We start from the raw sequence: 15,443 nt of genomic DNA, 5'->3' as shown, positions 1-15,443 counted from the left end.
TTCTTCAAATGAAAGTTAAGTAAAAAACAGGTATACCAAATTAAAGAAGATGCTGTTCTGTATTTTGCAGGCAGCATCTTTTTTGAATTTTATCGGCTACGATAATGACTATTTCTCGATTCACATCTTCTATTACCTCGCAGTTTCTCTAATCGATTTCGAGGACTTAAAATGCTAATAGGGCGAATACAATTCCAAAAAGAGCGAATAAAGTACTAGAGAAAGCGAATAAATCTGTTGGAAGAGCGAATAGCCCCCTTAAGAGAGCGAATAAACTCTCACATGCCTTCCAGCTGTTATTTTGAAAAAGATTTGAAAAACTTATTCCAAACCATCATTCCTTCATATCCTCAAATCGAATTGAACGTGTATGGACTGTATGGTGCCAAGCTTTATTCTTACTTGTGAATAAGCCTATTAAAGTAATCGGGAACCACGTGAATTGGAACACTGGAAATAGTATGAGCCCCCAATAAGCTTTCAAAGGTCGTTTCTCTAACATCATGACTAATGGGAATTGCAAAAATAAGGCGATGTTTAACACAATCCAAGCCCAGTCGGGAACTATTTTTAAAAAGGGAAAGTGAGTATATAAAGGAGTTCCTAATTGCAAATAGGTCATGACCCACACAGCTGCAACGAACAAGAACCGGATAGGCTGGAATAAGTACAAAGCCGCATCAAATTCAGAAAAATTTCGTGTTCTAACGGCATGGCTTAGAAGTGGCTTCATATATCTCATTGCACATTCAGTATGTCCTCTTATCCAACGTATTCTCTGCTTAAAAGAGCTCCTAAGTGTGATGGGTTTTTCATCATAAATAATCGCATCATTAGCCCATGTGGGATAGATTCCTTTGAGAACGCAACGCGCCGTAAATTCTACATCCTCCGTAAGCGATGTTGCATTCCACCCCATCTCCTTGAGTAAATCAGAATCGAAGACCATTCCTGTTCCAGCCAAGGTGTTCGGCATCCCCCAATTTTGCCTAGCCTGTTGCCACATCTTATTCATGAACCAATAACTGATCGCATACGAAAGTGTAACCCATGAATCATATGGGTTTTTCGTTTCTACGTAGCCTTGTATCACTCTATAGCCATTTAGTAACTTGTTATTCATTTCATGTAAAAAGTTTCCGCTAACTAAATTGTCAGCATCAAATATGACAACAGCATCGAACTGTCGCTCCCTTTTCCATAGCTGATTTAGCATCCATTCAACTGCGAATCCTTTTCCCTTTTGAACATCATCAAACCTCTCCATTGCATGAACTCCATGCTCAATCGAAATCTGTGCGGTGCGGTCTGTACAGTTATCACAGATGACGAAGACCTCATACAATTCTTTGGGGTAGTCCAAGTTGTTGAGGTTATCTAGGAGTGGGGCAATCACCTTCTCCTCATTATGTGCCGCAACAAGTATGGCAAATGACTTTTCTGGTGAATGCTTCTCTTCTGTATCCTCTTTCCCCTTTCTATAACCAGCTAAACTGATTATAAATTGAAAAATAGTAATGGAAAAAATAATTACTTGCAATATGTCAGCAATTATTATGAAAAATAGATGCATAAGTTCTTCCTTTCGACATTAAGGATTCACATTACGAAAAGACAGAGCGATATCTAATATATTCTCCGAATTATCGTAGGATCCAATATCTGTTTTTCCATTGCCATCAAAGTCGGCAACAAATCCGATTCTCCCTTTTCCATGAGCCCATGGACCAAAGTCATTATCTAGCCGAACAAACCGACTATTCCCTTTGTTCTCGTATATTTGCCATACACCAGTATCAGAAGAATAAATAATTAAATCGCTTTTCCCATCTCCATTTGGATCGCCCACAAGTAATTGATCACTTCGATGTAACTTAATCCCTTCAATTACTTTAGGCTTAGTGTATTGATCATTCCCTTCATAATAGAGAATGGATACATGAGGGTCTTTTCGTGATACACAAAGGATGTCGTTTTGAGTAGAGCTTTCAAATCGTCCTATGTATAAATTCGAATCTTTAGGAAAAGGATACTTTACCGTACTTATGACAAGCTTATTATTCACATAATGAATGAATATTATTTGCCCTTTTTGTTTAGCAATTAACCCACTACCTTTTTCTGATTGGAATCCCTCCATGAATTGAAGTCCAGAAGGCAGTTTACCAAGCAAAGCAGGAGTTAGAAACTGACCTTTCCCTGCCCAAGAAATCCGAAGCTCTCCTGTTTTTTTGTTATAGACAATTAAATCCTGCTTACCATCACTGTTCCAATCTGAAAGGAAAAATTCTTCTTCAGTTGTAAAGGTATAATTCAGCCATATTTGAGATGCAGGCTGCGGACGATTGCGCGGCAATGTATATGTTTGAGGTATAACCAACACACGATGCTTTTCGACTACAATTACATCCGCATGTCCTTGTCCAATTACATCTCCGAATAATACTTGCTGGGTTTTCGTTTTAAGTGGTAACGTCACACGATGAGCAGGGGTAAACGGAACAATATCATGGAGTGACATCCAGCGGTAACCCTCTTTTTCAAAACCATCCAACAGCCTATGAAGATACGAAATTTCGCCATCTTCCTTATATTTAAAAACAGGTAACCCTTCCCTTATCAACTGCTTTCCATCTGCTCCTAACTGTTCCTCCAAATAAGGAAATTCCATAAATGGATGAAAGTATAAGGAAGCTAGACCATCGTCTTTGGCAGCTTTTGATAAGATCCGGTCCACTGATTTTCTGTCCGCAACATAACTGTAAGTTGTGGGCACATAAATGGACCCTAGACTCCTCTGGCCCCAAAAATTAGTACTATCGTAAACGTTTATATCTTTAAGTGAACGAAGAGAAAAAAAATCAGGCTGATACAGGATACCAATGAAAGAACGGAACAACTTCTCCTGAACCCTTTTGTCATGATAATGTGGTGTTTCCCAAAACTCAGGATGTAAGCCAGCTTTATCAAACGCTGCAATACTTTGAGTAATTCGTTCAGCTGCATATGAACTTTCCTTCGTTTCAGGTACCCCTTTCACATTAAACTCATTGCCAATTCCAGAATTCTGATTATCATTAGGCTTGTCGGAATCTCCAAATTGATGGCTATATCCATGCATTCCTAGAATAGCCCCTCGTTTCTCACCTTCTTGAAGAAGGCTGATAAAATGACTTACCACGAGATCTGGATTAGGGTCATCTATTCCTCTTTCCTTCCATGTTCCATCCATTTCAACACTTATCCATCTTGGAATAACGGCCATATGATAAGGTATATTCTGCGTCTGGATGTATTCCATAACGGCTCGTAATTTTCCTAAACCTTCCAGACTACCATAGACACCACCTGGCCCAACGTCTTCCAATCGAATCATTGCATGTTTCTTTTTTGTGTTTGGATAGATATTCTCTCCTGTAAAAGTAATTTGGTAAAGTAGGACGGATACTGCGACAATTACAGTAATCATAAAAATACCTACCCATCTCCAAATCTTTCTCTTCAAGCCTTATTCTCCTCCAGCTTCGTAATTTCTAATATTCTTTCATTAGTTACTATGCCCTCATTTGAATAAATTAATCCTTCTAGTTTGCAATACTCCTAATACAAAATCGTAAAAAGATTAAAATAAAAATACGACTTAACGAAAACTATGTGAATGAACACATTTTTCGATTAAGTCGTATTGAAAATTTCTTATTTTATTTAAGATAAGGTTTGGTTTTATTCAGCTTTTATATAAAATATAGTTGAAATTCTTCTATTAAATCTTTGTAAGCACAATCCCACCGATTGCTGTTAAAACACCGATGATTTGATAAGCTTTCATTTTTTCTTTATAGAGCAAGACACTGCCAAGTACAACGACTAAGCAACTCAAGCTTACGATTGGGAATACAATACTTGCGATCCCTGTGTCTAGTGAGAAAAAGTAGCTACTATAACCTACGACACTAAAACAGCCAATAATTGAACCAAATTTCACTTCAGAACGAAGCCATTTTTCTTTCGTAATCAGGCTTTGGATGATTAAGTATACAGCGCCACCACCGTACATACATACTAGCGTATTAATCGAATCGATTTGTAAATGTGAAGAGGTTTTCATCAATACACCAAGAACACCAAAACATAGAATTGAAAGTAAAATTCTGTACATCCATGGCTTGTATTTAATTTCGCCAGCGCTGCCTGGTGCATATTGAATGACCGCCGCAGACGCAAGCATGACGATTATTCCAATCCACTGAATGAGTGTAATATGTTCATGGAAAATAAGTGCTGCACTTAAAATTGGAATTACCGTATAGGTGCTAATAATAGGAGATGTCAGACTCGCAGGTCCCTTTTCAAACGCCTTCGACATTTGAATATTACCATTTGCATTTAATATGCCAATCATTGCACCGAGTACAATAGTTAAAGTATTAAATGGTGCAAATCCTTTGATTGCTCCATATCCACACATTAACAAAAATGCGATAAGATAAAAGAAAAACTGCATATGTACCTTTGACATTCCTTTTCCAGAAGTCGCCTTAAAAATGAGATTATTGATACCAAAACAAAACATCGTCAAAACTGCTGCTACAATCCACATAAATATCCTTCTCTCTCTTTGATACTGCTACTGCTTATTTTAGTATGAAAATTGCGGATATTGAACAATTTTGATGATTTTCATCATATCTTGTATGAAATTGGTAGGTGACACGCATAAAATAGAAAATCTGATTCATTTACGTACAAAAGAATCAGAACATGATTAAATACTTAAAAGATAGGTTGAACACAAGAAAAATTATTTTATTGCGTAAAATATGCCATTAGGAGTAAATCATAATATGTGTCATTTTCATTTTTTATAGCTTTTAATTTTTTGCCCTCGACAATAAATCCAAAATTTTCATACATATGAATTGCACTTTTATTGATGGAAACTACTTCAAGACAAACTTTTTCAATCGATGCCTCTTGTTCTGCCCAATTCAGAAGTTCTGTTAATAGCGCACTGCCAATCCCCTGGTTTCGAAATTGTTTTGAAACACTCATTCCAAAAGAGCCCTGGTGTTTAATCCGATTTCTATGTCCATTATGGAAATCTAAGAAACCAATAACTTCCCCTTGAAATTCTGCTATTATCGCTAATTTCCCATTATCTTCAAACACTTGTTGTAAGAATTTTTCTTCCTGCTCAATTGAGATTTTGAATTCTTCCCTGGTAGTCACTAGATAGGGAGCTTCACTAATAATATCTTTATTAAAGTTCAATACTCTCTCCGCATACTCTGGTAATGCAGTCGTTAACGTAATTTTTTCCCCATTCTTCATTGTGTATTGTTTTATTTTGATTTGTCCCATGTAATCCACCTCCTCATTTTCATTCTTTAAAGTATTTACTTATTCTGTATGTTCCTACTGCAAGAAGAATACTAAATTATTTATTTTGACATTCGCAAACTGTAATTGCTATTTCAAATACAAATGAAGTGAATAAAGACTCTTTCATATGCTGTTCAATGCTTTCATTACTACGACTATCGACAACCAAGCATGGTAATTATCAAGATATTTTGTAGCCAGACCTTTTAAGCTGTCTATCTATTGTTTTAAACGAGGGTAGGATCTAAATTATATAATTCTTGGAATTCACTGGCTTTCTTGCCTTATAATAGTCATAGAGATTCTTTACAACAAAGGAAGTGTGAAATAATGGATGATGTAATTGGCTATTTAGTGGTCATATTTGTCATAATCGGGTTTACATTTGGATTAGTTAAACAACTTCAACATACTGTGACAATCCAAAAAACAGTTGGATTTAAATTTAATAGATTACTAGTTGGTAATTATCTAAAAAATGCGGCACTATTTGGTTTTATCATTTCTTTTCTATTAAACATTTTAGTAGGACTACAAATAATACACTCAAATAGTATCACAAGTAATACAACTGGTTCTGCATGTACTCTATTTCTATTTGGGTTTTTTATAGCTGAATATTTGGTTATTCCTAAGAATAGACTTAAAAAAAGTATTTAGGTGTTTTTTACACATTCGTATCTAAAAGATAAAAGTATTTTGAAGAATAATAAACAAGCATTCAAATTTAATTTGAATGCTTGTTTAATTTCTCTATTTCAAAAAGGTTTTAAAATGTTGATACGTTTTTTGGGGTACATATTTCTTTTGTTTGGTTGTAAGTTTTTTGTAAGCTGTATTGGTTTTTTTAATCAGTGCTTTCGATGATCTACGATTGATTTTTTCCATTGCATTTGTCACGTCATTCGCGGCTCTCATGTCGATCATTTTTTCGTGATCTGTTAATACAGCTTTATAGATAAGGAACTTTTTTTGGGCTTTCGTTAGTTTATCATATTGAGATCGTACCTTTTTTACATTTGATTTATAGTTTGCTGATGTGCAAAATCTAATGTTTAAAATGGCTTTATCGACCTTAGCTGCTTCTTTTTGATCTTTTACAATTTGCTCATTTGTTAGAAGTTTTTTGTAACTGTTTTTAACAACTGCCTTTTGTTCTGAAGTTAATGCGTTATAATACTGACGGGCTTCCTTCACACGTTCTTGATAATCACCATCTTCTATAAACATATACAATTCATCTGCAACTGATTCAAATTGGTGAATAGGTTTATCAAATTCAACTTGCACTTCTGCCTTCTCAAGTTTTGTTACAAAGTCAGGATTGAACATCTCTTTTTGTTTATATGTGAGAATGTTGTATTGTTGCCGAGCTTTTGTGACAAGCGACTCATCTGCTCCCGCTTCTGTAATCAGATTTTCAACACGTTTAACAGCGTTTTGATTAACCATAACCTCCAATTCTTTTGCTTGCTCGTAGCTCGCTTCAGCTAATTCCCGTGCAGCCAAACTAAGAACTGCAAAATTGCTATAGGCAGTATTCAATTGACCTAATGCTCGTTTTGAATTGATATCAATACTGTCCACGTAAGCTTTAAAAGTATTCGCCTCTTGCTGAACTTGAACTCTCTTTTCACATTGTTTCAGCATGAAAGAGGCACCATTATTTTTGGCTATCAACATCTGACTTGGAGTTAAATTAGTATACATTTCGCGTGCAATACTTACTTTTTCTTCATCAATGATATCTGTTACTTCATACTTAAACTGATAGAGTTTTGCAACATAATCCACTACTCCTTGTGCTATCTTTTCATCTGCTAATTTTTGTTGATATGCAATAGCGTTTTCTTCAGGTGTTGCCGCCTTCACACCTTGCTGATTGATAAACATGAGTAAACTCATACCAATCATTGCTGTTGAAAGCTGGGACCATTTTTTTCTCATATGTAAGTTCCTCCAAAAATTACTATATATAAAAATATTTTATCATTATTTTAATAAAATTTTATAAATATAGATCAAAAAAGTAAAATCATTCACAATATAGTGATTCTTAATTCCTTATTCCCATTGAACTATCTCGGTCATTTGGTATCTTACTGTGATTTTACTTTATAATCTCTAATGACTGTTATATATGAATAATGTAAGATATATCTTATATAAATTAATAATATTGAGGAGCAATCCATTATGAAAAAATCCGTACACGTCGTTGGTGCAATTATTGAAAATGAAAAAAATGAGATTTTTTGTGCATTACGAAGCCCTAATATGACACTTGCAAATTACTGGGAATTTCCTGGAGGTAAAATCGAAGCTGGAGAAACACCGCAACAGGCTTTAAAACGTGAAATTTCAGAAGAATTCAGCTGTGAAATTGAAGTTGGACAAAAAGTAGAAGATACTACATATGAATATGAAAAAGTCATTGTCCGTTTAGAAACATATATGTCTAAAATTGTACAAGGTGTTCCTACCATTAGTGAACATGCTGATGCACAGTGGGTACATCGTCAAAATCTTTCACAAATGGGTTTTGCACCCGCTGATATTCCGGCAGTAAATAAGTTAGCAATCCAAATATAATAATGATTGGCGTGAACTGAATGGAACAATTGATAAGTAAAATTGAAAATTCATTACATAAGGGCTTTATCAATCAAAACAAACCAGTGTCGGCTCAATTCAAACCGAAACTACTTACGAATAAAGCACATGAAAATGTTCTATCAACATTGTTACAAGAGCTTAAAACGTGTAAAACCTTTACCTTTTCAGTTGCCTTTATCACTGAAGGTGGATTGGCTACATTAAAAACGATGCTCTATGATCTAAATAAAAAAGGAATAAAGGGGCGAATTTTAACCTCAACATTCCTAAACTTCAATCAACCTAAAATGTTTAAAGAACTATTAAAACTTGAAAATGTTGAAGTCCGTTTAACCGGAGTAAAAGGCTTCCATTCAAAAGGCTATATTTTCGAACATGAAGATTATTATTCATTAATCGTAGGAAGTTCAAATTTAACCGACAGCGCCTTAAAAGCAAATTTTGAATGGAATGTGTTTTTAACTTCTCTTGAAGAAGGCGAAGTTATCCAACATTTTAAAAACCAATTTGAGGATGCGTGGAAAGAAGGTATTCTATTAACTGACGAATGGATTGCTAATTATAAACAAAATTATGTAGCAGTTCCTTTTATTAAAAATCAAGCAAATATAATTGAAGCGAAAACTGAATATCTAACTAATGCATTAGCTGAAAGTCTATCTATTAAACCAAATAAAATGCAGTCTGAAGCACTTGAACAACTTAAAGAATTACGAGCAACTGATGCCACAAAAGGGCTAATTATTTCTGCAACAGGTACTGGTAAAACATTTTTATCAGCGTTCGATGTTCGTAATTTTCAGCCAAAAAAAATGCTCTTCATCGTTCACCGAGAACAAATCTTGAAAAAAGCGATGGCTGATTATCGTAAAATATTGGGCGGTCATGAAGACGACTTTGGTATTTTATCCGGTAACTCTAAAGATATAAATGCCCGTTATTTATTTGCTACGATTCAAACGATTTCATCTGAGCATTATCTACAACAATTTGAAAAAGACGAGTTTGATTATATCTTAATTGATGAGGTTCATCGTGCAGGTGCAAAATCTTATCAAACGATCTTTAATTATTTTGATCCTAAATTTTTACTTGGTATGACAGCTACTCCCGAGAGGACAGATAACTTTAATATATTTGAGTTATTTGATTACAATGTTGCTTATGAAATCCGTCTACAAGCTGCTCTTGAAGAAGACATGCTATGCCCTTTCCATTATTTTGGCGTAACAGATTATGAAAAAGATGGAATCATAATTGATGAAGTTACCGAACTACAAAATCTCGTTTCACATGAGCGTGTGCAACATATAATTGAAAAGATAAACTACTATGGTTATTCTGGCGAAAAAGTTCGAGGTCTAATGTTTTGTAGTTCCAAAGAAGAAGCTTATCAACTATCTGCTGCTCTAAATACTCGTGGTTTAAAAACATGTGCTTTAACCGGTGAACATTCTCAAATTGAACGTGAAGAAGCCATTGCTAAATTGAATTCAGGTAAGCTTGAATACATAATAACTGTTGATATCTTTAATGAAGGTATCGATATTCCATTCTTAAATCAAATCGTTATGCTACGCCAAACACAATCGAGTATTATTTTCATTCAACAATTAGGGCGTGGTTTAAGAAAACATGATTCAAAAGACTATGTAACAATTATCGATTTTATCGGAAACTATAAAAATAACTTTTTGATTCCAATTGCCCTTTCTGGTGATCAATCTATGAACAAAGATAATATTCGTCGGAAAACTGTTAATACAGATTATATTCAAGGTGTTTCAACTATTAACTTTGAAGAAGTCGCTAAAAAACGGATTTTTGATGCAATTGATAATACAAAATTAAAGTTGTCCTCAATGTTAGTGTTAAAAGAAACTTATTTTTCTTTAAAAAATCGTCTAGGTCATATCCCATCTTTACTTGATTTTATAAAAAATAATTCATTGGATCCTGAAGTCATCTTTGAAAACAACCCTAACTATCCAAAATTTCTTAGCAGACTTAAAGAACCGGTCGATGAATTCTCTGAATATGAACTTGCAGTATTAACAATGTTTTCTCTTGAAATTCTTAATGGAAAAAGAATTCATGAAGCTGTTTTATTAGATCAATTATTGAAGCATGATAAAATTTTAAAAAAAGATTATATTAAATTGCTACAACAATTAGGAACATATACAGATAAATCAACAATTGAATCTATTGAAAACTACTTATCCTTAAATTTCTTTGTTACTGTTGCCCGTGAAAAATATGGGAATAAGCCAGTCATAATACTGGATAATGACTACTACAAATTTAATGATAATATAGCTCATAGCTTAATAAACGAGAATTATAAGGAATTAATTATAGATATAATCGCATGTGCGTTCGAAAAAAATAAACAATACGATCTGAATCAATCATTTACCATGTATAAAAAATATTCTCGAAAAGATGTGTGTCGCCTACTAAATTGGGATAACAATGAAGAAGGGACACTTAATGGTGGACACGTTAAATCAAACACTTGCCCAATTTTTGTGAATTACCATAAGGTAGAAGATGATGCTACAGTACAATACATGGATGAATTTTTATCAAACGAAATTTTCACATGGTGTTCAACTAAAAACAGAAAAATTACTGCCAAAGATATTTACCCAATCGTCAAATCTTTTTCAGAAAATACTACAGTCCATTTATTTGTAAAAAAACATAATGGAGAAGGTAAGGATTTTTATTACTTAGGAAAAGTAACGGTTGATGAATCAAGTGCCAAAAATGATCAGTTAGTTGATAAAGGGAAATCTTATAATGTAGCCACTATGAATATGATTTTAGAACAGCCAGTTGAATATAATATGTATCATTATTTAGTTGAAGAATAAGTCCACCTGTAAAGTTGAAACAAACACTATTGCTAGGTATAATTAACTTAACATGAAATACAATAAAAAGACCGCCGATGTTGGTCCATCGACGGTCAATCATAATAGTTAGTTCCCTCAGGGGGATTGGCTGTCCAGTGGAATTAACCCATCTGAGCTTCCGACTCAAGGATGGGTTATTTTTTATGGTTAAATGTAAGTATTGATACAACTAAAGCTGCGAATGTTACCGCAAGCATTAATGCTTCAAATACTGACATGGCATCGCCCCCTTTCAAACGGGAGTGTGCCAACCACCCTTGAGTACCAAACTATTACAAGTATATTATAACAAACATCCGTTCTCATTTATAGTAAAGAAGGATATTTTTAACACATAATTTTCTGTCCCCTCTTATTTACATGGTGATACTGCTCCAACACTCACCACCTAATACTGAAATTCCTGAAACTAGTAACAGTAAGACCTGTTGCCAGCCTTTATTGTTTTTCAAATCATGCATGCAATCACCTAGTATAAAAACTATAAAAATCTCATTTTTAAAATAGCTGCTCCTTTTTTTAATCCAAGAAAATAAAAATTATCACACACCTCCACTAAAAACAAAGCACTTCCATCACCCTACCCAACATCTCCTTAAAACTCCCCTCCCAACATCAAAAACCTCACGATACAACCACTGTCGATGCACATTATGCATCCTTATCGGTTGCCATTTATAAGTCGCCTCATGCAAAGCTACAACCTGTTGAATTTAGCTAACCATCTCATAAACCCATAGAATTCCTTAAATGCAGGCCTTAAATTGCTGTATTCGCGGATTATATTTCAAAAACCGCAGAAGCATGTACTAGAATCGCGGAAGTTCATTCCAATATCGCGGAAATTTGTACTTAAATCGCGGAAGCTCATACTATTTGATATGTAAGATCATGATTCACTCTATTGGTTAAATAAAATGGATTAGCATTACTGACCACACGATTTTCTGATTTTTCTAAAACTGACCTCTACATTTTTTATAGAATTGATACTTTTATAAATACCAATCCTTTGATAATGTTATCTGTAAATAAGAAAATGGATTAAACAAGTAGGGTTTCAGAGGTCTAGGAAATTGCGCGCAACTATTCCTTGATGTCCATAAAAAGGAAGGTTTTATTATGCAAAAAACGGCAAGTTATTCAACTAACAAATCACGTACTTTTGAATTAATTCTAACTGCAATGTGTATTGCACTTGTATTCGTTGCAACAATGATGTTAAATATCAAACTACCAATTGCAGCAAATGGCGGTTTGGTTCATCTTGGTACAGCAATGCTATTTATCGTATCCATTCTATTTGGGCCTAAAACCGGTGCAATTGCTGGAGCATTTGGGATGGGGATATTTGACGTAGTATCTGGTTGGACAATGTGGGCTCCCATCACTATTGTATCTCGAGGCTTGCAAGGGTATATTGCAGGTAAAATTGCCTGGTCAAACGGACGTAAAGGGAACAGTATTGCTATCAATGTACTAGCTACTGTCATTTCAATGCCACCTATGATTGCTGTCTATTATATTGGTGAAGGCATTCTATATGGTAATTGGATTCAACCAATGGCCTCTATTCCTGGAGATCTTGTTCAAAATATTTTGGGACTTATCATATCTATTCCGGTTTGTACTTTCTTGAAAAAACTTCCTACTTTTAAATAATCAAGTTCGCTTTAACTTGATTGTTGATTTTTCAAAAATAATACGCGTATTCGAAATGAATACGCGTATTATTTTTTTAATCCAAATTTAGTAAATCTGAAATTATTTCTGCACTTCCTGATGAAAACATAAATATTGAGAATGAAATACATAATAGTCCGACAAACACAAAACCAATTTTTTTAATTAACAAAGGTGGCTTTTTAATAAATAGCCCTTTCATCATCAAAAACAGTCCTAAAAATAAGATTAAAAAATACCAAAACCCCATTTTTCCACAACTCACCCCTTTTAAGTTATTTTTATATAAGACGTTAAAGTTTATGGAAAGTTCTTCCTATCCCTGACTAAACCCTTTATTGTTTGCATTTTTTTTAATACTGTCCGAGCATCTGTAAACACCATTACACTGTTGAAGGATTTAATTTATCGCCAATTCTTCATAACCATGATTTCAATTCATAGAATCTTTTGTTGATTCCTTACTAAGGTAACAGCAATTATGCTGCTAGCAGATTCCGATGCAATCAAAGTCCTTACAACTTAAATTGTCTTGGTAATGCGTATCATATGTTGATGGTCAATTGGGGATGAGTGTCATTTAATCGATGGAATTGTAAAAAGGTTCGGATCATACATACTTTCTTTGCACGCAAAAAAAGGACAGAAGGGGGTAGCTTTAACCTAATCCCCTTCCCTGTCCTATTACCTGAGAGTATTTTTTAATAAACTCTTAATTATTAACTGTTGAACCACTGTTTTCTTCTAAAGTTTCCTCGATTGTTTGATCTGTCTGATTCATTTTTGCTTTTCTAGTCTTATAAATAGCAATCAGCATGATAAACCAAACAGGCGTTACGAATAAGGCAACTCGAGTATCCTCCGCAATAGCAAGTACGACAAGGACGAACGCAAGAAAAGCAAGGATTAAGTAATTAGCAAATGGATATAACGGCATTTTAAATTTGTTCATTTTTGCTAATTCCGGTCTTGTTTTACGATATTTCAAATGAGCGATGACCGTAATTCCCCAAATAAAGATAAAACATACTGTCGAAACACTGGTAACCAGTGTGAATACACCTTCTGGTATAAAGTAATTCAATATAACAGAGATTAAAATGACAGCACTTGAAAAGAACAAAGCATTAGAAGGTACTTTATTTTTACTAAGTTTAGCAAATTTTTCTGGTGCATCTTTTTCTTTTGCAAGTGAATAAACCATTCGGCTTGTACTAAAAATGGCGCTGTTACATGCTGAAGCTGCCGATGTTAGTACAACAAAATTGATGATTCCAGCTGCGGCAGCGACACCAACTGCCACAAAAACTTGAACGAATGGACTTTTCGAAGGATCGATTGCGTTCCATGGATAAACACCCATAATGACAATAAGTGCACCAATATAGAAAATTAATACACGAATTGGAATGTTATTGATTGCTTTTGGTATTACTTTTTCTGGATTTTCAGTTTCACCTGCTGTAAGTCCTACAAGTTCAATGCCAACAAACGCAAATACGACCATCTGGAATGAGAGGATAAATCCATTTATACCATTCGGGAACATACCTCCGTGACTCCAAAGATTCGTGAAACTAGCAGCACCCGAATGAGTAGAGAAACCTTTTATTATCATAACAACCCCGACAATAATGAGCGATATAATCGCGATGACTTTAATTAACGCAAACCAGAATTCCATTTCACCAAAAAGTTTTACAGTGGCAAGATTCATACATAACAAGATAACTAGCGCAATTAAACCAGGCATCCACTGTGGTATAGCAGGGAACCAATACTCGGTATAAATGCCTACTGCGGTTAAGTCAGCCATTGCAATGGAAATCCAGCAGAACCAATAGGTCCACCCAGTTATAAATGCAGCCATATCACCTAAATACTCTTTTACAAAATCTACAAAAGAATGATAGTTCAAATTGGATAATAGTAGTTCTCCAAGCGCACGCATGATTAAAAAGCAAATAATGCCTGTAATCAAGTATGCAAATAAAATAGATGGCCCAGCTAAGTGAATTGACTTACCAGCACCAAGAAATAACCCTGTTCCAATAGCACCACCAATAGCAATAAGTTGTACGTGTCTGTTTTTTAGACCTCTTTCTAGTTGTTGTTGCTGCATAAAATCTTCCTCTCTACTTTTAGAGTTTAGCAAACTTTTATCGATATTAATCCGTTTAACTAGTTGACCATTAAGTGTTATATCTGGCCACTTCTTCTATAAAACCAAGAATTTCACGACTTATTTAAATTAACTAAAAGTAATTCCTCCTTCTTTTCAACAAAAAAGGACAGAGGAAGGCTTATTTACCTTCTCTGTCCTTTTACCTGAAAGTTTCTCCCACAAATTTTACGGGTCCCCTTTGGTGGCAATGTATTTGCACTCTCCAGAGTTGCGTCCTATATTGGTACTTTTACCTGAGAGATTTACTTCAATGGATTTTTTGAAATTTGCTCCTTCGGTGGTGATTTACTCCACTCTCTCCCAATACAATCATCCGCACGTTATGTTATTATGCTTAACTAGAGTAATACGTTGAATAAAGTATTACTTAACTCATCCACTTTATGGAATTGCTCAACAATGGATGGCAACACCTCACATCATTTAACGAAGCTCTTTCAACTATTATATTTCAAATCTCGCAAAAAATAAATATAATTTTCAAAAAATTTAGAACAATATAGCGAATATTGTTTATGCCCATCTATTATCGCTTACATAGCTCTCTCTTGGGTGAAAATATTATTCATCCCTATATCATAGATATTATAGTATTCAATAAATTTCATTAACTTATTATTATATAGAAATAGATAATAATGCATCAAAATCAGCAG

The 15,443-nt window shown here is 34.4% G+C and carries 11 protein-coding genes and 2 riboswitches; of the genes, 4 read left to right on the top strand and 7 right to left on the bottom strand.

Annotated elements, in window-relative coordinates; translation table 11 throughout:
• Positions 1 to 334 precede the first annotated feature (334 nt).
• The 4 genes from ABE048_RS10240 to ABE048_RS10225 form a co-directional block, all read right to left on the bottom strand.
• Positions 335 to 1,573, bottom strand: coding sequence for a glycosyltransferase family 2 protein (locus ABE048_RS10240; RefSeq protein WP_430311107.1), 1,239 nt, complete (start codon positions 1,571 to 1,573; stop codon positions 335 to 337).
• 18 nt (positions 1,574 to 1,591) lie between these two features.
• The gene (locus ABE048_RS10235; protein ID WP_430311105.1) at positions 1,592 to 3,505 is read right to left on the bottom strand and encodes a DUF2334 domain-containing protein; all 1,914 of its coding nucleotides are present in this window, start codon (positions 3,503 to 3,505) and stop codon (positions 1,592 to 1,594) included.
• Positions 3,506 to 3,763: 258 nt separating this feature from the next.
• Positions 3,764 to 4,600 (bottom strand): EamA family transporter, encoded by an 837-nt coding sequence (locus ABE048_RS10230; RefSeq protein ID WP_430311104.1) that lies wholly within the window; start codon positions 4,598 to 4,600, stop codon positions 3,764 to 3,766.
• A gap of 206 nt (positions 4,601 to 4,806) precedes the next feature.
• A complete protein-coding gene (locus ABE048_RS10225) occupies positions 4,807 to 5,361 on the bottom strand; it encodes a GNAT family N-acetyltransferase (protein WP_430311103.1) in 555 nt (184 codons plus the stop codon).
• A 351-nt stretch (positions 5,362 to 5,712) separates the two neighbouring features.
• Here ABE048_RS10225 and ABE048_RS10220 point away from each other — a divergent pair, with 351 nt between their 5' ends.
• Positions 5,713 to 6,042, top strand: coding sequence for a hypothetical protein (locus ABE048_RS10220; RefSeq protein WP_430311101.1), 330 nt, complete (start codon positions 5,713 to 5,715; stop codon positions 6,040 to 6,042).
• Between the two features lie 93 nt (positions 6,043 to 6,135).
• Here ABE048_RS10220 and ABE048_RS10215 read toward each other — a convergent pair whose 3' ends face one another.
• On the bottom strand, positions 6,136 to 7,329 hold the full coding sequence (locus tag ABE048_RS10215; RefSeq protein ID WP_430311099.1) for a hypothetical protein: 1,194 nt from the start codon (positions 7,327 to 7,329) through the stop codon (positions 6,136 to 6,138).
• Between the two features lie 249 nt (positions 7,330 to 7,578).
• Between ABE048_RS10215 and mutT the strand changes: the two genes are divergently transcribed.
• Positions 7,579 to 7,974 carry an 8-oxo-dGTP diphosphatase MutT gene (mutT, locus tag ABE048_RS10210; RefSeq protein ID WP_430311097.1) on the top strand — a complete coding sequence of 132 codons (396 nt, stop codon included), beginning with the start codon at positions 7,579 to 7,581 and terminating at the stop codon, positions 7,972 to 7,974.
• Between the two features lie 20 nt (positions 7,975 to 7,994).
• Positions 7,995 to 10,877: a DUF3427 domain-containing protein gene (locus ABE048_RS10205; protein WP_430311095.1), complete on the top strand. Its 2,883-nt coding sequence runs from the start codon at positions 7,995 to 7,997 to the stop codon at positions 10,875 to 10,877.
• Between the two features lie 176 nt (positions 10,878 to 11,053).
• Here the strand turns inward: ABE048_RS10205 and ABE048_RS10200 are convergent, their stop codons facing one another.
• Entirely contained in the window at positions 11,054 to 11,137 is an 84-nt protein-coding gene (locus ABE048_RS10200; protein ID WP_430311228.1) for a putative holin-like toxin, read from the bottom strand.
• Between the two features lie 904 nt (positions 11,138 to 12,041).
• On the opposite strand from ABE048_RS10200, the gene ABE048_RS10195 reads away from it, so the two are divergent.
• Positions 12,042 to 12,581 (top strand): ECF transporter S component, encoded by a 540-nt coding sequence (locus ABE048_RS10195; protein WP_430311094.1) that lies wholly within the window; start codon positions 12,042 to 12,044, stop codon positions 12,579 to 12,581.
• A 733-nt stretch (positions 12,582 to 13,314) separates the two neighbouring features.
• On the opposite strand, the gene ABE048_RS10190 is transcribed toward ABE048_RS10195, so the two are convergent.
• Positions 13,315 to 14,724, bottom strand: coding sequence for an amino acid permease (locus ABE048_RS10190; RefSeq protein ID WP_430311092.1), 1,410 nt, complete (start codon positions 14,722 to 14,724; stop codon positions 13,315 to 13,317).
• 184 nt (positions 14,725 to 14,908) lie between these two features.
• Positions 14,909 to 14,998, bottom strand: a riboswitch (glycine riboswitch).
• Positions 14,999 to 15,100: riboswitch (glycine riboswitch) on the bottom strand. It lies immediately after the preceding riboswitch.
• Positions 15,101 to 15,443: the final 343 nt, after the last annotated feature.

The sequence above is a fragment of the Rummeliibacillus pycnus genome, from assembly GCF_050459865.1.
GTDB lineage: Bacteria > Bacillota > Bacilli > Bacillales_A > Planococcaceae > Rummeliibacillus > Rummeliibacillus pycnus_B.
The sequence above is the reverse complement of the archived record's forward strand: the minus strand, read 5'-3'. Positions and strand labels throughout refer to the sequence as shown.

Coding starts and splice junctions, on each gene's coding strand:
- ABE048_RS10240 (WP_430311107.1), bottom strand. CDS start 1,573: ATGCATCTATTTTTCATAATAATTGCTGACATATTGCAAGTAATTATT.
- ABE048_RS10230 (WP_430311104.1), bottom strand. CDS start 4,600: ATGTGGATTGTAGCAGCAGTTTTGACGATGTTTTGTTTTGGTATCAAT.
- ABE048_RS10225 (WP_430311103.1), bottom strand. CDS start 5,361: ATGGGACAAATCAAAATAAAACAATACACAATGAAGAATGGGGAAAAA.
- ABE048_RS10220 (WP_430311101.1), top strand. CDS start 5,713: ATGGATGATGTAATTGGCTATTTAGTGGTCATATTTGTCATAATCGGG.
- ABE048_RS10215 (WP_430311099.1), bottom strand. CDS start 7,329: ATGAGAAAAAAATGGTCCCAGCTTTCAACAGCAATGATTGGTATGAGT.
- mutT (WP_430311097.1), top strand. CDS start 7,579: ATGAAAAAATCCGTACACGTCGTTGGTGCAATTATTGAAAATGAAAAA.
- ABE048_RS10205 (WP_430311095.1), top strand. CDS start 7,995: ATGGAACAATTGATAAGTAAAATTGAAAATTCATTACATAAGGGCTTT.
- ABE048_RS10200 (WP_430311228.1), bottom strand. CDS start 11,137: ATGTCAGTATTTGAAGCATTAATGCTTGCGGTAACATTCGCAGCTTTA.
- ABE048_RS10195 (WP_430311094.1), top strand. CDS start 12,042: ATGCAAAAAACGGCAAGTTATTCAACTAACAAATCACGTACTTTTGAA.
- ABE048_RS10190 (WP_430311092.1), bottom strand. CDS start 14,724: ATGCAGCAACAACAACTAGAAAGAGGTCTAAAAAACAGACACGTACAA.